General features: G+C 64.3%; 18 protein-coding genes and 1 pseudogene. 5 read left to right on the top strand and 14 right to left on the bottom strand.

Features of this window, described 5'->3' with window-relative positions:
- The first annotated feature begins 17 nt into the window (after positions 1–17).
- Positions 18–1,451: an MFS transporter gene (locus DWQ67_RS03930; protein WP_121484302.1), complete on the top strand. Its 1,434-nt coding sequence runs from the start codon at positions 18–20 to the stop codon at positions 1,449–1,451.
- Positions 1,452–1,502: 51 nt separating this feature from the next.
- Positions 1,503–2,039, top strand: coding sequence for a universal stress protein (locus DWQ67_RS03925; RefSeq protein WP_121484301.1), 537 nt, complete (start codon positions 1,503–1,505; stop codon positions 2,037–2,039).
- A gap of 90 nt (positions 2,040–2,129) precedes the next feature.
- On the opposite strand, the gene DWQ67_RS03920 is transcribed toward DWQ67_RS03925, so the two are convergent.
- The 8 genes from DWQ67_RS03920 to DWQ67_RS03885 all read right to left on the bottom strand — a co-directional run bounded on the left by DWQ67_RS03920 (position 2,130) and on the right by DWQ67_RS03885 (position 9,573).
- Positions 2,130–2,654: a carboxymuconolactone decarboxylase family protein gene (locus DWQ67_RS03920; protein WP_121484300.1), complete on the bottom strand. Its 525-nt coding sequence runs from the start codon at positions 2,652–2,654 to the stop codon at positions 2,130–2,132.
- A 114-nt stretch (positions 2,655–2,768) separates the two neighbouring features.
- The gene (locus tag DWQ67_RS03915) at positions 2,769–3,080 is read right to left on the bottom strand and encodes a metal-sensitive transcriptional regulator (protein ID WP_121484299.1); all 312 of its coding nucleotides are present in this window, start codon (positions 3,078–3,080) and stop codon (positions 2,769–2,771) included.
- A gap of 112 nt (positions 3,081–3,192) precedes the next feature.
- Positions 3,193–4,371, bottom strand: coding sequence for an MFS transporter (locus DWQ67_RS03910; protein WP_121484298.1), 1,179 nt, complete (start codon positions 4,369–4,371; stop codon positions 3,193–3,195).
- Positions 4,372–5,541 (bottom strand): FAD-dependent oxidoreductase, encoded by a 1,170-nt coding sequence (locus tag DWQ67_RS03905; protein WP_121484297.1) that lies wholly within the window; start codon positions 5,539–5,541, stop codon positions 4,372–4,374.
- Between the two features lie 57 nt (positions 5,542–5,598).
- A complete protein-coding gene (locus DWQ67_RS03900) occupies positions 5,599–5,904 on the bottom strand; it encodes a YHS domain-containing protein (protein ID WP_121484296.1) in 306 nt (101 codons plus the stop codon).
- A gap of 101 nt (positions 5,905–6,005) precedes the next feature.
- Positions 6,006–8,273 (bottom strand): heavy metal translocating P-type ATPase, encoded by a 2,268-nt coding sequence (locus DWQ67_RS03895; RefSeq protein WP_121484295.1) that lies wholly within the window; start codon positions 8,271–8,273, stop codon positions 6,006–6,008.
- 122 nt (positions 8,274–8,395) lie between these two features.
- Positions 8,396–9,364, bottom strand: a complete 969-nt coding sequence (locus DWQ67_RS03890; protein WP_121484294.1) for a heavy-metal-associated domain-containing protein — start codon at positions 9,362–9,364, stop codon at positions 8,396–8,398.
- A complete protein-coding gene (locus tag DWQ67_RS03885) occupies positions 9,361–9,573 on the bottom strand; it encodes a heavy-metal-associated domain-containing protein (RefSeq protein WP_121484293.1) in 213 nt (70 codons plus the stop codon). The genes DWQ67_RS03890 and DWQ67_RS03885 overlap by 4 nt, the downstream gene beginning before the upstream one ends.
- Positions 9,574–9,956: 383 nt before the next feature.
- On the opposite strand from DWQ67_RS03885, the gene DWQ67_RS13600 reads away from it, so the two are divergent.
- The 3 genes from DWQ67_RS13600 (at position 9,957) to DWQ67_RS03875 (ending at position 11,723) form a co-directional block, all read left to right on the top strand.
- Complete coding sequence (locus tag DWQ67_RS13600) at positions 9,957–10,301, top strand: hypothetical protein (protein WP_147433610.1); 345 nt, start codon at positions 9,957–9,959, stop codon at positions 10,299–10,301.
- Between the two features lie 63 nt (positions 10,302–10,364).
- Positions 10,365–10,577, top strand: a complete 213-nt coding sequence (locus tag DWQ67_RS03880; RefSeq protein WP_121484292.1) for a hypothetical protein — start codon at positions 10,365–10,367, stop codon at positions 10,575–10,577.
- 912 nt (positions 10,578–11,489) lie between these two features.
- Complete coding sequence (locus tag DWQ67_RS03875; RefSeq protein ID WP_121484291.1) at positions 11,490–11,723, top strand: hypothetical protein; 234 nt, start codon at positions 11,490–11,492, stop codon at positions 11,721–11,723.
- A 222-nt stretch (positions 11,724–11,945) separates the two neighbouring features.
- On the opposite strand, the gene DWQ67_RS03870 is transcribed toward DWQ67_RS03875, so the two are convergent.
- The 6 genes and pseudogenes from DWQ67_RS03870 to DWQ67_RS14315 all read right to left on the bottom strand — a co-directional run bounded on the left by DWQ67_RS03870 (position 11,946) and on the right by DWQ67_RS14315 (position 18,304).
- The gene (locus tag DWQ67_RS03870; RefSeq protein ID WP_121484565.1) at positions 11,946–14,570 is read right to left on the bottom strand and encodes a TrlF family AAA-like ATPase; all 2,625 of its coding nucleotides are present in this window, start codon (positions 14,568–14,570) and stop codon (positions 11,946–11,948) included.
- Between the two features lie 132 nt (positions 14,571–14,702).
- Positions 14,703–16,247 carry an ApeA N-terminal domain 1-containing protein gene (locus DWQ67_RS03865; RefSeq protein WP_233555917.1) on the bottom strand — a complete coding sequence of 515 codons (1,545 nt, stop codon included), beginning with the start codon at positions 16,245–16,247 and terminating at the stop codon, positions 14,703–14,705.
- A gap of 41 nt (positions 16,248–16,288) precedes the next feature.
- A pseudogene (locus DWQ67_RS03860) lies at positions 16,289–17,044 on the bottom strand (IS3 family transposase); the annotation flags it as partial.
- Positions 17,045–17,141: 97 nt separating this feature from the next.
- A complete protein-coding gene (locus tag DWQ67_RS03850) occupies positions 17,142–17,417 on the bottom strand; it encodes a hypothetical protein (RefSeq protein WP_407645784.1) in 276 nt (91 codons plus the stop codon).
- A 258-nt stretch (positions 17,418–17,675) separates the two neighbouring features.
- Positions 17,676–17,819, bottom strand: a complete 144-nt coding sequence (locus DWQ67_RS13730; protein WP_158595357.1) for a hypothetical protein — start codon at positions 17,817–17,819, stop codon at positions 17,676–17,678.
- A gap of 233 nt (positions 17,820–18,052) precedes the next feature.
- On the bottom strand, positions 18,053–18,304 hold the full coding sequence (locus DWQ67_RS14315; RefSeq protein WP_121484287.1) for a transposase: 252 nt from the start codon (positions 18,302–18,304) through the stop codon (positions 18,053–18,055).
- Positions 18,305–18,380: the final 76 nt, after the last annotated feature.

Raw genomic sequence — 18,380 nt, 5'->3', positions numbered from 1 at the left:
TTTCATAGGAGGAAGTCATGTCTAACCCCCCACCCATCTCCGCGGCCAAGCGGTGGCTTGGCCTGGTGCTCATCGCCACCGCGCAGTTTGTGGTCATCATGGACACCTCAATCATTGGAGTGGCCCTCCCGGACATTCAGCGAGACCTCGGCTTCACGCCGGAGTCCCTCTCCTGGGTGTTTAACGCGTACGTGGTCGCCTTTGGCGGCCTGCTGCTGCTGGGCGGGAGACTCTCCGACGCCTTCGGAGCGCGCAAGATCTTTGCGCTGGGCTGGATCATCCTGATCGCAGGCTCCCTCATGGCCGGGGCGGCCAACAGCGTCGGCCTGGAGATCGCGGGACGCGCGGTTCAAGGAGCCGGCTCCGCACTCATTGCCCCCGCAGCACTCACCCTGTTGATGATGCTCTTTGGCGGCACCGCAGACCTGCCCAAGGCCTTTGCCGTGTACGGCGCGGCCGCACCGATCGGCGGCACCGCCGGTGTCTTCCTTGGTGGAGTCCTCACCGAATACGCCAGCTGGCCGTGGGTCTTCTACGTCACCATCCCAATCGCACTCTTTGTCCTGGCCTTCACGGCGACCGCACTCCCCCGCACCGAGCGGAGGGCCTCCGGCTCCATCGACATCGGCGGAGCGCTCACGGTCACGGCTGGACTGGCCGCGGTGGTCTACGCCGTGGTGAACGCCCCCGAGGTGGGCTGGCTGACCTGGTCCACCCTCGGTGTGCTCGCCGTCGGCGTGGTTCTCCTGGGCATCTTCTTCCTCATCCAGGCCCGCAGCCGCACCCCGCTGCTGCGCCTGAGCCTGCTCCGCGCTCCCCTGCTTGGCGCGGCCAATGGCGCCCAGCTGATGTTGGGCGCGGCCTGGGTCTCCATGTGGTTCTTCCTGAATCTGTACCTGCAGCAGGTGCTGGGCGCCAGCGCCTTCGCCGCCGGCGCCGCGCTGTTGCCCATGACCGGCCTGGTGGTCCTGGTCATGATTGCCCTGGCGCCGCGCCTGCAGGAACGCTTTGGGGCCAAGTCCTTGATCGTCAGCGGCCTGGTGCTACTGGCCGGCGGCCTGGCCTGGCTCGCGTTTGTTCGCCCCGACGGTAATTACGTGGTGGACGTGCTGCCTGCGTCACTGCTCGCAGCGCTGGGCATGTCCCTGGCCTTCGTGCCCTCGCTCGGAACCGCCATCAACGCGGCACCTCCGGCGGAGACGGGCGTGGCCTCCGGCCTGGTCAGCACCAGCTACCAGATCGGATCGGCGCTGGGCCTGGCCGTGCTCACCGCCCTGGTTTACGGCATCGCCGGCACCGAGGCATCCAAGGTGGAACTCACCCAGGGATACTCGGCGGCCTTCATTGGCGCCGCGATCCTTGCGCTGCTCGGAGCCATCATCACCGGCGCCACCATGAGGAAGCCGCGCGCCGTGGTGACGGCCATGGACGAGTCGGTCCCCGCCCCGTAATCCCCACGCCCCACTACTCAGGCACTGCTCACCCCTCGAAAGGACACCGCCATGCCCACCCCCACCGAAACGCCAACCCCCACGAACAGGCCTACCCCCAAGCTGCTCATCGCCTACGACGGCTCCATCAACGCCCAAAGCGCCCTGCGCACCGTCGCGCAGCTGTTCCCCGGAGCCAGCGCCGTCCTGCTCTATGCGCGCCAGCACATGGAGGGATTCGCCGCCCACCTCTCCGGCCACCCTGCGCTGGAAAGACTGCAGGAATTGGACGCGGCGGCGCTGGACGCCTCGGAAAAGATTGCGGCCGACGGCGCGCGGCTAGCCAACGATCTGGGGCTGCTCGCGGAACCGCTCATCTCCTCCACTATGTCCACGGCGTCGGAGGCCATCGTGAACACCGCAGAGGAATTGGAGGTGGACCTGATCATCCTTGGCTCCCGGGGCCTGCGCGGGATCAAGGCCACGCTGCTGGGAAGCACCTCCGCGAGCGTGCTGCACCATGCCACCCGCCCCACCTTGGTGATCCCCTCGGATGCGGTGGCGGTGGCACGGCGACAGAGCCTGGTCGCAAGGACCACTGACGACTAGGGACCCCCACCACAAAACAATGCCGGTTCCGCCAGAATGACTCTGGCGGAACCGGCATTCTCCTTGTTCCCGTGACGATAGCCGCTCGAATCAGGCCGCAGCCCCCGGCGTGAGCCCGGCCAAAAGGTTGAAGGAGCCGGTCAGGATGTTCAGCGTGACCACACCCACCACATCGGCAATCTCGCGGTCGCTGAAGCCGTAGGCGCGCAGCTCCTGCACCTGATCGTCCGTGATGGAGGTGGGCTCGCGATAGATCTGCAGGCCAAGCGCAATGAGCGCGGCCAGGGCATAATCCGAGGACAGCCCCTCCTTCGCGAACTCGATCTCCTCCTCGGTCACGCCAAGAGATCTGGCGGCGCCGATGTGGGATTGCAGGCACAGGCCGCAGCCCTGCTGGGCCTGGATGGCAATGGAGATGAGCTCGCTGGCCTTGCGGTCCAGTTTGGCGCGGCGCAGGGCGCGGCTGAGTTGCAGGTAGCCGCCCAAGACGGCCGGCGAGTGCGCCATGGTGGAGACCATGTCTCCCACTTGCCCATGACGCCCCACCAACTCGCCAAGCAGTTCGCGTGAGGCGCCCGTGGCGGTCTGGGGCGTGAGGCGGGAAAGGCGGGGCATGGGGACTCCTTCAGCGATCGAGCTGACGAGCTCGACGTGTGGGTGGCGTTCTCTCATTACCCACCCAGTATACCCCCTACGGGTATAGGAGTCCCGGCCCTGACCGGAGAATCGTCAGGAGCGAACCAAGCGGCGAATCGCGTCGCTTGCTTCCTTGATCTTGGCCGCCGCATCCCCCTCACCCAGCCGCGCGGCGTCGAGCACGCAGTGATTGAGGTGATCATCCAGCAAGCCGAGCGCCACCACCTCCAGCGCGCTCGTGAGCGCGCTGATCTGGGTGAGGATGTCGATGCAGTACTTCTCGTCATCGATCATCTTGGAGATGCCGCGGGCCTGCCCCTCAATGCGGCCCATGCGCTTCAGGTACTGATCCTTGTCGGTGATGTAGCCGTGCTCTGGCGCGGGGGTCTTGGCGGCAGCTTCCATGGTGCATTCCTTCGTCGCTAGCGGTCGGGGCCGGCTGGGCGCGGCCCAACTAGCGACAGATTACCGGCCCGCTGGGCCGGTGGGAGCGGCAAGACCTCGGTGCTCGACGGCGTTAGATCCGGATCCGCTGCACGGTCGCGATGGCGCACAGCACCACAATCGCGGCGCCCAGCGCGCCCATGGCGCCTGGCAGCGTGATGACCGGGACCAAGAGGCCCGCAACGATGGTGGGCAGGCCAAACGCGAGGTAGGAAACGATATAGACAACCGCCATGACGGCGGCGCGCTGTGCCGGATTCACTCGCGGCATGAGAGTTTTCAGGACCCCCATGAAGGCCGTCCCAAAGCCGGTGCCCACCAGCGCCACCGCAAGAAGGTAGGCCGGGAAGGCGTGCAGGGCCAAGGCAAGCAGGCTCAGCGCGGTGCCGACCCCGAGCGCAGCCGTCCCATAGACGCTGACTAGGCGGGCAGAGCGCCGATGCAGCAGCACGGACGCCGCAATGCCGGCCACGGCAAACACGGGGATGGCGGCGCTCTGCAGGGCGTGGCTGGTGGCGCCGAAATGGAGCCTCACGAGGGAGGAACCGAGCGCCAGAAAGAGTCCGTTGGTGGCCCACCCCGCAATGATGGCAGGAATGGCGACAGCGATGGCACCCCGCAGATTCTGGGGGACCGCCGGCCTCGATGAGGCCAGCTTCGCCCGGGCGCCGGGGCTGCGCTCCCCCGGTGGAGTGGTCCAGACCAGCGTGGCGATCGCGACGAAGATCCCGGCGAGCGAGGCGAAGACGACGCCCGCGGGGTTCTCGGAGACATCCAGGATGATGGCCGCCGTGATGGCACCAACTCCCAGCCCTGACATGGCCGCGATGGTGTTCCAGAGCGACGCCGCATGGGCCTGGGCGGGCGGCGCAAAGTCCACGACCATGGCGGAGAGCGCCGGGAGGAGAAGGCCTGCGGCTATTCCTTGGATGCCCCGCGCCACCAACACCCACACCAGGCTGTCCGCCTGCCAGAACAGCACCAGGCTCACGGCCAGCAGCAGCGATCCCGCCGCGACGACGGGCCGCCGGCCCCGGGCATCCGACGCGGCGCCCGCCAACAACAAGGCGGCCAGCATCGTGAACGCGTAGACGGCAAACATCAAGGTGGTCGCGACCGGCGGCAGCCCCAGCTGCTCCGCAAAGCGCGGATAGAAGGGCGAAGGCGCGCTGGCCGCCACCATCATGAGCATGGTCGCGGCGATGGCAAAGCCAAAGCCCCACCGCCGGCCGGCCACCGAGGCCTTAGGCATTTAGGCCTCAACCGTGTGCAGGCGCTGACCCCACTGGTAGACCTCTCCCACGGCGTCCACGCCGCTGGCGCCCACCACGGTTCCCTGGTGCTGGTGCAGCACCAGAAACTCCTCGGCGTCCCGGGCTTCCGCGCCGGCGTCCGCTTCCGTTTCCGGGAACCCGCCGATCCCCACGCCGGAGATCATTCGCCCGTACATCATGGCCATGTGGGCGCTGCGGGGCCGGTAGCTTCCCGGGTCCTGGCCCAGGGCCAGGCCGTGCAGCAGCGCCTGCGCGGCGTGCGTGGCTTGGGCCATGGAGTCTTCCCAATGATCAATGCGCCAGGTGCCCAGGTGATCGTCGTGATGCACGCTCACTCCCCCGGCGGCGTAGACGCCCTCCACGCCGTGGGCGCGGAGCCGGTCATCAACATCGATCCCGTTCTCCCACGGCGCGGGGCTGAGCGGCTCGGTGCCCAGCGCCATGATGATCAGGTCCGCTGCGATGGCGCCGCCGTCATCGAGGGAGATGACCGACGCCGCGCCTTCGGAGCTGATCCTGCTAACGCTGCGGCCAAAGTAGGTGCTCACGTGGGACCTGTGATCCGCCGCGATGCGCGCGGCAACCGAGCGGCCAAAGCTGGCGACGCCGGGCAGCTCGCTGCGGGCGATCAGGCTGACCAGGTGGCCCTGCGCCTGCAGCGTGGATGCGGTTTCCGCCGCGATGAGCCCGCCCCCCACGATGGCGATGCGCGCACGCTTGCCCCTGGCGAGCAGCGCCCGCCGGACGCCCATCGCGTCGTCGAGCGTGTGAAGTGTCAGCAGCCTTCCCGCCCGCTCCGCCTCCTCCACTCCTGGAAGCTCGGCGTCCAGGCGGCGCGCGCGGCTCCCGCTCGCGACGATGAGCGAGTCGTAGCCGATGACCGCTCCGGAGGCCAGACGAACCTCCCGCCGCGCAGTGTCCACGCGGCGGGCCGTGTCCGCCACGAACTCCGCCCGCGGCAGGGGCAAGCGGATGAGCTCCGGCGTGGTCATGCCCATCGCGACGCCCTTGATGAGCATTCGCGAGGTGGGTTGCTCGTTGCTCTGAGCCAGCAGCGTGAGCCTGACGTCCTGCTGCCCGGCCAGGGCGCGAGCGGCGGCGGTTCCCGCCGCCCCGGCGCCAAGAATCACGGCGTGGTGAGCGTTCATGGGGGGGTTCTCCGGTTTCTTGAGGGCCGGCCCGGGGGAAGGGCCCTGGGCTTGTCTTTAAGCCTGAGCGGCGGCGAAGTCGCCGGCGTACTTGGCGGGGTTTGAATCAAAGGCGGGTCCGCATCCTGCGCAGCAGAAGTAGAAGCGCTCGCCCTCAAAATCGCGGTACAGGCCCACCGCCTCCGCGGCGCTCTTGCTGACCGGGCTGCCCACCATGATGGGGCACGTGGTCATGTCGTCTGACGGGGTGGCCGGGCTGGCCGCGCTGATGTCCATCAGGTTTTGGCGCCCGTTGCCCATGGCTGCGGGGTTGATGGCCTTGGTGCTGCAGCAGCTGCCGGCCGCCTGGAAGTCGTTGCTCATGCTGGGTGATTCCCTTCGGGGTGAGGTGTTATTTGAGGTAGTTCGTTGGGGTGGGTGCCGTCGCGAGGCGCGACGACACCCACTCCTTGGCGATGCTCTTCTTACTTGGCGATGCTCTTGAACCCGCGCAGGCGCAGGCTGTTGCCCACCACAAAGACGCTGGAGAGCGCCATGGCCGCGCCGGCAAGCATGGGATTGAGCATGCCCAGCGCCGCAACCGGAATTGCCGCGACGTTATAGGCAAAGGCCCAGAACAGATTGGTCTTGATGGTTCCCAGCGTCTTGCGGGAGAGGCGGATGGCATCCACCGCGCTACGCAGGTCGCCACGCACCAGGGTGATGTCCGAGGCCTCGATCGCCACGTCCGCGCCAGTGCCCATCGCCAGCCCCAAATCGGCCTGGGCCAGCGCCGGGGCGTCGTTCACGCCGTCGCCAATCATCGCGACAGTCTTGCCCTCGCGCTGAAGCCGCGTCACGACGTCGACCTTGTCCTGAGGCAGCACCTCGGCAATGACCTGGTCGATGCCGACCTGGGCCGCGATCTGGCGCGCCACCGCCTCGTTGTCGCCGGTCAGCAGGATCGGGGTCAAGCCAATCGCCTTGAACTGGGCGATGGCCTCGGCGCTCGTCGGCTTCACCGTGTCGGCAACAACCAGAATGCCGCGCGCCTCACCGTCCCAGCCCACGGCGACCACGGTCTTGCCCTCGCCCTCGGCGTGCGCCTTGGTGGAGGCCAGCTCCGGGCTCAGCTTCAGCGCCCAGTCGGCCAGCAGCGAATCGCGGCCGACCAGCACCGCGCGTCCATCCACCACGCCCTGCACACCCTTGCCTTCGATATTCGCGAAGTCTTCCGGTGTGGGCAGCGCCCCCACTTCCTGCGTGGCGCCCTTCGCGATGGCCTGCGCGATGGGGTGCTCGGAGGCATCCTCCAGCGCCCCGGCCAGGCGCAGCAGCTCGGCACGGTCCGTGCCGGGCTCCACATGCACGCCCACCAGCGTCATCTTGCCGCTGGTGACGGTTCCGGTCTTGTCCAGGACCACGGTGTCGATCTTGCGCGTGGATTCAAGGACCTCCGGGCCCTTAATGAGCACACCCATCTGCCCGCCGCGGCCGGTGCCGACCAGGAGCGCGGTAGGTGTGGCCAGGCCCAAAGCGCAGGGGCACGCGATGACCAGCACGGCCACCGCCGCAGTGAACGCCGCCGTCACGGGGAAGCCCGCGCCAAGCCAAGCGCCCAGCGCCGCGATCGCAATGACGATCACGATCGGCACAAAGATGCCGGAGATGCGATCCGCCAGGCGCTGTACCGCGGCCTTGCCGGTCTGTGCGTCCTCCACCAGCTGGGCCATCTGCGCCAGTTGGGTGTCGGAGCCAATGCGCGTTGCGCGCACCACCAGCCGGCCCCCGACGTTGGTGGTTGCGCCGGTGACGGCGTCGCCTGCTGCGACCTCCACCGGGACGGCCTCGCCAGTGAGCATGGACGCGTCCACCGCGGAGGTTCCGGAGACCACCACGCCGTCAGTGGCGATCTTCTCGCCCGGGCGGACAATGAACTCGTCGCCCACTTGCAGCTCCTCCACGGGGATTTTGGTCTCCACTCCCCCGCGCAGCACCGCGACCTCCTTGGCGCCCAGCTCCAGCAGCGCGCGCAATGCCGCGCCGGCCTGCTTCTTGGAGCGCTTCTCAAAGTAGCGCCCGGCAAGGATGAACATCGTCACCCCGGCACCTACCTCGAGGTAGATATTCGCCGCGCCGTCGGAGGGCGCCAGCGCGAACTCAAAGGCGTGCGTCATGCCCGGGGTGCCCGCCGTCCCGAAGAACAGGGCATAGAGCGACCAAAGGAACGCCGCGGAGGTACCCAGGGAAATAAGGGTGTCCATCGTGGCGGCGCCGTGCTTCAAGTTGGTCCACGCAGCCTGGTGGAACGGCCACGCCGCCCACACAATGACCGGCGCCGCCAGCGCGAGTGAGGCCCACTGCCAATACGTGAACTGCAGGGCGGGGATCATGGCCATGGCAATGACCGGGATCGTGAGCAGGACGGCGCCGATCAGCCGGTTGCGCAACGATCGCAGCTCCGGATCCGCGTCCTCCGTGCCACCGGCTGCGGCGTCGTCGTTCTTGTGGCGCTTAGGCGCCGGCATGGCGGCCGAGTACCCGGTCTTCTCCACCTCGGCGATCAACAGCGCCGGGTCGTAGCCGTCCGGGACCGTGACCTTTGCCTTCTCCGTCGCGTAGTTCACGGACGCGACCACGCCGTCCAGCTTGTTCAGCTTTTTCTCGATCCGCATGGCGCAGGAGGCGCAGGTCATCCCGCCGATTTCCAGCTCGACGCCGGTGCCCGCGGTGGGGGGCGCTGATGTGCTCATGTCCGTTCCTTCTTTTGCTCGTGGATCGTGGGGTTGCTGATCAGTGCTGGGGGTTGATGCCGACCGCAGCAGCTGGTGCTTCGTTTTAGCGTTTCTGCGCTGAGCCCAGCACTACCGAAGACTCAGTGCCCGCCCTGGTGAGCGGCGTCGTCGGGCGCCTGATTCTCAGCCGTGGGGGCCGCATCGACAACAAACTCCGCGGTGCGCACCTTGCCATCCACTTGGAAGTCCAGGTAGAGCAGGTAGCGGCCCGCAGTGGGGGCCTCCGCCGCGAAGGCGATCTCCGGCCCCGAGGTCTGCCCGGGCTGGGGCTCTTCACCCTCGGCGTGGACGTGCAAGTAGGCCAGGTCGCCCTCGCGGAGCGCAACCAGGTGGCCAAAGGCACCCAGGTACGGTTCCAGCGTGGTGACGGGTTTGCCATCCCGCGCCACGTTGAGTTTCAGCTTGCTGGAGGTGCCCGCCGCCAGATCTCCGTCCAGGGTGACGGTGAAGCCGTCCACCTGAGCCACCCGGCTGGGCTGGGGCGCCACCGGCGTGAACTCCCCCGCCACCTGCACCGTGCGCGTCAGGGTGAGCCCCTGCGCGTTTTCCGCCGCCGGAGTGAAGTCCGCGAAGACCCGGTAGCTGCCGGCCGCGTCCCATTCCCAAGGCGTGGTCCACGTGCCGGATTCCTTGTCCAGGACCGGGTGAACGTGGCGGAACTGACTGCCATCCGAACGCGTGACGATCAGGTGCAGATCCTTCTCATGCGCGGTCTTGAAGTGGGTCACGGGAGCGCCCGTCGCGTCCCGAATCGTGAAGGAGAGCTGGCCCTGCTGCTTCGCTTGCGCTGGGGCCTTGACCGGGGAGATTACGTAGCCGCCCTGGCCCAGCGAGAGGCCCTTCAGGCTGTCCGCTGCGGTGTCGGCGGGCTTGGCGTTCGCCGGGGCGGCTGCGGGATCGTGCCCGTTGCCGTGGCCATTGCTTTCGGTGCCCTTGGCCCAATCGCTCACCACGCTCGAGGGGATCACGGCCTGCGAGATGCCAAAGGCTCCGCCGAAGGCCACCACCAGACCCAGACCGTAGACGGTGAGGCGCGTGCCGGTCTTCACGACGCCCGCACCGCCGAGTATCCCGCCTCAGCCACGGCCGCCAGAATGTCTGCGTCCTGGACGGAGTCGGCGCCCGTCACCACGAGCTTGCCCGTCTGTGCGCTCACCTGAATGTCCTCGACGCCGGCGATGGCGGAGACCTCTTCGCGGATGGACATCTCGCAGTGCCCGCACGTCATGCCTGTCACCTGGTACTGGTTCGCGGTCATCGCGTCTCCTCTTTCCGTGGTTGCATACCCTTACCGGGTATCTGCATTCCAAGTTATACCCCCAGAGGGTATCGCGCAAGTCGGGGTGTGCCGCGGGGCGTAGGAGGTTCACCCGGAGGACGATCTCCGTTGAGTGGCATGACCAGCGGCCACCTCGGCGCCGGTGTCGATGCGGGAAATAATGCGTCACTTAGTGCGGATGCCGCGCTGCTTCACGAGCCTGTCCGTGCGCTTGGTCGAGACGCCGGCGAGGTAGCGGCCCCTCACCAAAACACAGACGTGTGTATGAGTTGTGCGGTAGGTTTTTTGCTCATCGGCCGCGGAGATTTGCATCGCGCCCGGCCTCACCATGTCGGAGGTTAAATTGTGACCAAATCCATCGCTTGACTTCGCTTGGCGGCTGCTGCCCTGGGAGTTGTGACTATTGCCGCAACTTTTGCAGAGACAGCAACCAGGGCAACTATCAGCCCGTTCAATTTTTTCGGGTTCTTTACGATGCAGAGCAACATCATCTGGTTCGTCCTGATGCGATCACGGCCATCGCTGTTCTGCAGGGCAAAAGACAGTCGCAGCTACTGCTTCTCGCCCGCGGCTGCGCGAGCGCCTACATGATCCTGATGGGCGCGATCTACAACACCCTCCTCGCCGGGCAGGAGGGTGGCGTCGCACTCGAGTGGGCTAACAGCGTGGTCCACGTCATCCTGCCCATTTATGCAGTCCTGGACTAGATCATCATCGCTGATCGCCCTCCAGCGCCTTGGAAGCGTCTTTGGGTCTCGCTCATCTACCCGATGGTTTGGGTAGTCGTTGTACTCATCCGCGGGGGTACCGACGGCTGGGCGCCGTACCCGTTCTTGAACCCAGCCACCGGGTACGGTCTCGTCTTCACGTACGTGATCGGCCTCACTGTGCTGACCATTGTCACAGCCGCAGTGGTCTGGCTGATGAGCCGGCTTCAGTTGCTGAAGGTTCAGGAACCGCTGAGCGCCCTGGCTAGGGAATAGGGCGGCCGTCTCGCCGCCCGCCAGGACGTTAGTTTGATCCGTAGTGTGACCGACAGTGCGCCACGAATTCGTCTACATTCAAATGAATAATCGACCTGATGGGTGATCAGACTGGAGAGCGAAAGCCTCCGGGAATGATGTTGGTGACCACGTTTAACATCGCCCACGTCGAGCAGTCCCCTTCTCCCCCAGCGAGCCGTAGCGGAGCTGCGCCGGCGGGTGTGTTGATCGGAATCAACCTGGCGCAGAGGCCCGCATCGGTTGGGTTTGCGAAGTAGATACCGCTCCAAAAGCAACGGTGGCCGGCGGAGGCGAGGAAGGCGTCTCCGCATCCTTCACGTCCCGGGCGATTTGGTCAGAGACTCGGTTGAGCACTTCGTCGGACACCCACCGTCGCCCGTCTCGAACCACGGGTTGTAGACACCCCGCCGAGTGTGCCCCCCAAGCGGAGCCAACCAACAGCAGTGCCAGCGGAATGCGCTGAACTCCACCACCAAGCCGGAGCTGGCGTGGCGCCAGCGCGAGCATCGCGGCAACAACGATCCCGCAGTACGTAAAAGCGAGGACCGAATACTTCACGGCCCACGGCGGACGCCGAGATCCAAGACATTCTGACCGGTTTTACCCCTCGGTCGATGATCGTAAAGGCCCCCAGGGGACTTACCCCCAACGAAGCGCCCAACGCAGATCGCACCCACACGAAGTGTCCGTAAGTTAGCGACGGTGAGCGCAGAGAAGGTGATAGCTCGATGTGTGCGCCCGCACCGCGAGCTGGTCGGCCAATCTCGCCGCAGCAATCTCAGTCCTTGTGTCGAAGTCCATGGGTCCGAGTAAACGTCCACGACTGTGCGGTGGAATACCGGGCAGCAGCACATGCGCCTCTGAGCACTCGTCGACGGCTCAGACGCCACCGTGGTCGCCGAGCTCTTCAAGCTCAACGACGCGGAGATTCTGCCGATTTCAGTGCGGCACAACGGCAAGCAAGGCGTCAAAGACACCGGCTACACCCGCATTGAACGCGCAGGCCACGCTGCGCCCCCCTCCCGCCCGGCACGGCTCAGCACGGCTCAGCACGGCAACGTTCCCGCCAACGAAAGAAGCCCCGGTGAGACCAGAAGTCTCACCGAGGCTTTTCCGTCGGGATGACAGGATTTGGACCTGCGACCCCTTGACCAGCAGGCGTCCCAACGGCTCAATTCGAGCCAAAAAGCGCATATTTCCGCGGCTCAGATCATGCGGAACACGTCACGAGATGCATGGATTGCATGGTTCTGGTCCCCTTTTGGTCCCCCCTCCATTCGCAGACGGCTCCTCCGCCGCTGACGACCGTAGTCGCGGCCATGACCGGCATCCTGACTTTGAAGCCTGCTAAAAGCCGTAAAGATGCTGGCGGGCATTGAATGCCGCCGGGCCACCCTCAAGAACGTTCTCAACATGTGATCGGATCGCGACGTCGTCCAACGACCCGATACCGTCTGCCGCAGCGCGGCCGTTCTGACCGTCACCTTCGAGCGCGACGATCAACTCGGCGTCACCAAGCACGGGCACATTCGCGTTGTGAGTGCTTGCGATGATCTGACGCTTTCCTTTCAGCTTGCGAAGGTGAGTCACGATGCCGTCGTAGATGAAACGGTTATCGAGATCGTCCTCCGGCTGATCGATCACGAGTGGAGCGTTCGAAGCGCCGAGGAGCAAAAGCAAGAGGGCGGTGGCCCGCTGTCCTTTGGACAGGTCGTCCATCTTCTTGAATTCACGCGTTCCGGTGCCGGCCTGAACATCCAGTTGAACTTCGACTGCCTGACCAACCGACAGTTCCTCGAGCTGACGGAAAAGAGGTTCCCCGGCGTCGAAGAGGGAGCGCGCTTGAGCCCCGCTGATTGAGAATTGTGCGCTCAGCTCTCCCTCGCCCTTTCGCACTGCCTCAACGAACGCTCGCGTCGAAAAGCTCTTCTGATCGATCGCTTCCATGATCCGATGACGTTGACCAGAAATGGACTGCTCGATCACTGTCTTGATGTGTTTACGGTCAGAGGCCGGAACAGGCTTCACGATTACGACACCGCCGGTTGCAGAGTTCGCGGCTCGGATCGCCTCGGTCAACTCTCGTGCCCTATCTTTCTCATGGCCTGTGAGAGTTTGCAACAGCGTTGCCCGCTCGGTCAGCAGACTCTGGAGGCTCGTAGCGATTCCTGCTCGACGAGACTCCTTAGCCTTCAGCGCTTCAAGTGCCTTCGTCGTGTCGAGATACTTGTTTGGCTCAAGACCCTCCGCGACGAGCTTTCGAAGAACTTCATCATGTTCGTGCCGTTGTTCGCGGACGACCTCTGTCCATTCGGATTTCGCCGTCGCGATCTCCGAGGACGCTGTCTCAAGCGCCTGCCGGGCGTCTGCGGCGAGCGATGTGAGTCTGGTTGCAAGTGCCACTGACGCGGTCTGGGCACGATCGAGATACTCGACGCGAGGCGAGTCTTTGATGTTCTCGAACTCAGCTTCAAGCTTCGTGGTCAACTGGGGGTCGGTGAGAGCCGTGAGCGCTTCCTGCGCTGCTATCACGCGGGCCCTCGCTTCGGTGAACACGGCGTCATCTTGAGTGAGCCGCGTTACCTCTTTCAGACGGGTCGGCACGTCGGTGTCGGTGTAGTGCCGAACTTGTTCTTCCAGTCGAGGGATGTCCGTGAGTTCTTCTTCGAGTTGTGTGCTGCCTTCTTCCGCGCGCGTCAGCTTCTCGCGGTTCTCAGTAAGTTTGGACAGTATGTCGCTGTGTTCAGCGGTGAGATCGCCGTTTCCCTGGAAACGCTGCAGCATGCTTGCGACCTTCGAGTTGTCGTTCGTCAGTTCGGCAAGTTCATGCTGCCCGAAGATCTCGACGTTCGCGATCACATCGACCGGCTGGAGACTGGTGGCACTGCCACTCTCGTCCTTTACTACCGGCAGGTTGTTGACGGAGCGTTCGATGGTGTAAGTGCGTACTGAGGGCGACGAGGTTTCTACAAGCAGCTTCACGACGGTGCCTGATTTGAGGACGCCGTGGACAATCCCGTCGTGATCACGCTTAGCTTCCACGCCTATCGGTGTGAGTCCCAGGACGAATCGAAGGCTCTCGATGGCAGTGGACTTGCCAGTTCCTCGCCCACCGATCAGCGCTGTTAGGTCCGTCGAGAGCGGAATGGTGACACCTTCCAGGAAGCCTCCCACCCAGGAGATTTCCTTCAAGACCGGGCGTGTCTCGACTGCGGGGTTCTCCAATGACACGCGTGTTTCTGGTGTCCTCACCGCAAGCTTGAGGCTGTCGACGCAGAGACGGCTGACCTTAAACCAGCTGCTTGCTCCAGGGGCTTTGAAGGCCGCTGGTTTCGTCACGTCATCGGCGTAGATTACGGCGAGCGGATGTGACCGATCATAAGGTTTGGACCCGTTGATGATAGCGACTTGATCAGTGCCATCTGGTTGGCTTGGGGTGACTCCGATTGCGTGAAGATCTGGGTGCTTGATCTTGGTGATGAGTGGCTGCCCCCCACGCCCCGTCAATAGGCCACTGTTTGCTATGTTCACGTGCGCGGGAACTACCAGCGCGCCCTGCGCCGTCATTTTTTCTAGGATCTCGGCGAACGGTTTTCCTGGCGTGCCGTTGGCGCACCCAGGCGCGACGCCGCAGATGCCTATGGCGGCGTTGATAGCGGCAGTATCAGTTCCGGTGTCAAAGATCACGAGAATGTGTATGCCCTCGTCGGAGTTCGCTTCGAAGCCGGGGAGGGCGACGATTCCTCGGTCTGCTGCGTCATGGATGAGCTGAAGAGCCGACTCGACCTTCCAGTGGTCGGTGACTGCGATCAGTTCGATACCCTGAGCGTCGCACTCGTCGAGGAGGGCTTTGTTGTAGTCAGCCTCCGTGTCATAGGACGTCGCCGGCGCATTCTTGCCCTGGTACTCGTACGGATTAACCTGAAGTGCAGCTCGTACCCAACGTGCTCCAGGTGTGCGTTGAACACTCATGTTCTTCTCCGAATCTTGTTTGAGTCGCTGGCTCCAGTTGCCAGCCGCAGCCTTGGACACTCGCTTCTGTCCGCGTGCAGATATGTCGGCACCGCGGCTCGACCAATGTCAGGAGACGTCGTCATCATGGCCTCAGCGTTCCGCTTTGCTGGTCGCGCGCTTCTGAGCATCGACGGGAGCGCCTAGCAACCGGATTGCTTCCGAGCGCACTGCCCGCTCGAGGATGTTGGCCACGGCATCCAAGTTGTTGGCATCGAACGAGCCCGAGCCGTGGGACAACGCGTTGCGCGCTCGGGTGAGCGCAGTTTGAAGCGACAGTGTCCCTTTACCGACGTGCTCCTTCCGGACGACCTGGATCAAGTCACTGTTGGCGAGCTCATCCGATACTTCATTGGGCAGCCGCTTCAACAGGTCGGCCAACGCTGAGTCGAGGCCCTGCATCGCCTCTTTGCGGAGGTTCTTGTCGACGAAGTCAAGGTCCGGCTTTTCCAGTAGCTCGAGAGCGCGCTCGATCACGCCCGCCCGCTTTGTTGCGTACCTTCCTCTGTCCTCCTCGTGCCTGACACGATTCTCGAATCCGTACGATCCCTCTAGCGCTTGTAGTAGCAACAGGAACCGCGAGCGTGGATGCTGGTCGACGGCCGTGGCCATCGTGCCGTACGTCTCAAACAGCGGGTGTCCGGCTGCCACCTGAGCTTGCCAGGCGTGCAGCAGATCGAGAAGGCTCAGCTCGTCTTTGGCGAGGCTGACTGCCGAGTGGATCCTCTCAACTGACGCTCTTGTCGAGTAAATCGGCAGGTGGGTGATGTCCCAGCCAAAAACTTGGTCGCGGTGAGATCGGGGCGCAGCATCAGCAACTACTGCGAGGAGGTACCGAATCTCTCTCGGCCCGCCTGTCAGGAGGGAGATCAACTGACGGAGCGGTCGCACCCAGTCGAGCCACCAATCAACTATCGTCAGTGGAACCTCTGAGGTGAGACGCAGGACGGGGCCGAAGGCCATCCTGAACTCGTAGGCGTCGTACGCGCGAACGGTGTAGTCATAGCTGAACGTCATAGAGCGCTCGTCAGCGCCCCAGATGAACTTCGCATCCTCGTCGACGGTAACTGTCCAGACCTGTTCGTCGCCGGCCTTCATGGGCATCTTGACGTGCGCGATCGGGGCGATTCCAGCGACCGACTCCAGTCCCTCGATCTGGAGTTCGATCGACGAGTACTTCCGATGCGCGGACATGTCGAACTGATCGAGCGACAGCGCTGCGAACGCGCCGACGGCCCGCCCTTGGCCGGGGAAGCTGTAGCTTAGCTCACCGTTCATGAGCGCAACGTAGGCGCCACTGGAGAGCCGACCCGTGAGCGCATCGAAAGCGTGCCTCTGGGGAAACGAAGCAACCCCTGTGGCACCTTCAGACACCCATTCAATAGGCATGTCGCCGTGGAGGATCCCATTCGGGTACTTACCTTGCTCGACCGTAAGGAGGCCCGGAATCCCGATATGTCCACCCTTACGATCCGGCACTTGCCATGTGATGAGGTGTTCGCCAGCCTCAAAAGGAAGCCTGACCGCAGATATATCCTTGCCGGTAGTCATCGATTCCCCCCTATTCACCGGCTTCACCAGCGCAAACGTCAACGGTTTGCTAACGAACGACCGGAAAGGTCGTATCGTCTCGAGCATCTCTGCCACGGGACTGCTACACGGATAGGTGACAGTTCTAGTCACGCCGCCAGTGCGACGGTCGTGTTCATGATGGTCTCGAATTCGACGGGCGTCAAACGCCCCAGGGCGGCTTGCCTGCGCCGACGGTGATAGATCCGTTCGATCCAGGTCACGATCGCGACGCGCAGCTGCTCACGGGTTGTCCAGGACGGCCGATCGAGGACGTTCTTTTGCAGCAGGGCAAAGAACGATTTCATCGCGGCGTTGTCTCCGCAGGATGCGACTCGTCCCATTGATCCGACCAGGCGGTGGAGGGATAGAGCGCGCAGGAGTTTTCGGCTTCGAAATTGCGGCCCTCGGTCGGAGTGGACCACGCAATCGGCGACTTCACCGCGCATCACGACAGCATTCTCGAGGGCTCGGACGGCCAGGCCCGACTCCATCCTGGAGCCGATCGAGTACCCGACGATCTTGTTTCCGAACACGTCCTTGATCGCGCAGAGGTAAAGCTTGCCCTCCGCGACCTTATGCTCGGGGAAACCAGTCAGCCAGAGCCGGTTCGGAGCCTCGGCGGTGAACTCACGCCTTACCCGGCCCTTCTCGTCGGTGACGATGCAAAGGTCTTCGTGAACGGCGGGACCGGGCTTTTAACCGTTCTTGCCCCGCTTCTTCCCGAACACGGACCACCAGCCGTTCGCGGCCGTGATGCGCCACACGGTCCGGTCCGCCATTGATTCCCCAGCGCCACGGGCCTCGACCGCGAGCAACCGGTAACCGAACTCGGGGTCATTACGGTGCGCATCGAACAACGCATTCGCACGATAAGGACTGCTGCACGGATTCAGACAGGTGGGGTTAGGCCGCTTGGGCGGCTGGTGGGTTCATGATCAGTTCGAATTCAACGGGCGTCAATCAGCCGAGGCCGGCTTGGCGCCGGCGGCGGAGGTAGCGGGTCTCGATCCAGCTTACGATCGCGATCCACAGCTGGTCTCGGGTGGGCCAGACTCGACGGTTCAGGACGTTCTCTTGCAGGAGAGCGAAGAACGATTCCATCGCGGCGTTGTCTCCGGCTGCGCCGACGCGTCCCATCGAGCCGCGCAGGCCGTGACGCTCGAGCGCGGCAAGGAAGGCGTTGCGACGACCGGTTGAATACGGCTTGGGTGCCGCGGTCGCTGTGGAAAATGGCATCCGGGGCCAGGTGTCCTCCGTCTCTGGCCATCGCCGGCGCGCCCGTGACGAGGGAAGCGCGCATGTGATCGGCCATCGCCCAGCCAGCGACCGTGCGGGTACACGGTCGATGACGCTGGCCAGATACCGCCAGCCCTCGCCGGTACGCAGGTGCGCAGGTACGCAGGTACGCAGGTACGCAGGTACGCAGGTACGCAATATCCCCGACGAGCTTCGTGCCGGGAGTATCTGAGGTGAAGTTGCGGCCGATGAGATCGGCTAAACCTTGTCCGGGTCTGAGGGGATGGTCGTGCGTTTGAAGGCGCGCATCCGCTTGGGCGGCCAGCCGTTATCCGCCATGATGGCAGCGACCGTCCCCGCGGAAATCTCCACACCCGTGGCAGCGAGTTTGGTGTGGACCATGCGATGGCGAAGATCCCGTCGGAGGAATCGAACATCGCCTTGACCAGTCCGGTCAGCTCACGGTGCTGGGCCGCCGTCGGTGATTCTTCGTGGTCCAGCCACCGGTAATGCGAGGCCTGCGGAATGCCCAGCCGGGCGCACATCCAGGTGAGAGGGAATTCGGCGTTCTTCTCCTGAACAAGCCGGTAGAGGTCCTCTACCGTTGTTCTTTGGCGAAGAACGCCGAGACTTTTTCAGGAAATCATTCTCCCTTTCCAGTTCCCGCAGCCGTGCCTCCATCGCCTTGTATTTCGCGGGATCCACCGGATCATCAGGCTTGCCGCCGGCCCCGGCCCTCCTTCCCGATGCAGCTGAACCCACCGCTTCAGCGCGGTCACGGAGAACCCCAGTTCGGGGGCAACTGAGGCGGGCGAACGGCCAGAAGAAATGACGAGATTCACGGCATCGGCCTTGAACTCATCGGAAAAACTGGGACGGGAAGACATGGGCACAGTCCTTTCAAACTGTGTCTCACATCAGTAGTACACCTCACCTCAAGCCGGTGAGTCGTAGTGGTGGCTG

The sequence above is a fragment of the Galactobacter caseinivorans genome (genome assembly GCF_003640665.1).
In the GTDB taxonomy this organism is placed as follows: Bacteria; Actinomycetota; Actinomycetes; order Actinomycetales; family Micrococcaceae; genus Galactobacter; species Galactobacter caseinivorans.
Note: the sequence above shows the minus strand (reverse complement) of the source record. Positions and strands in the feature narration are given on the sequence as shown.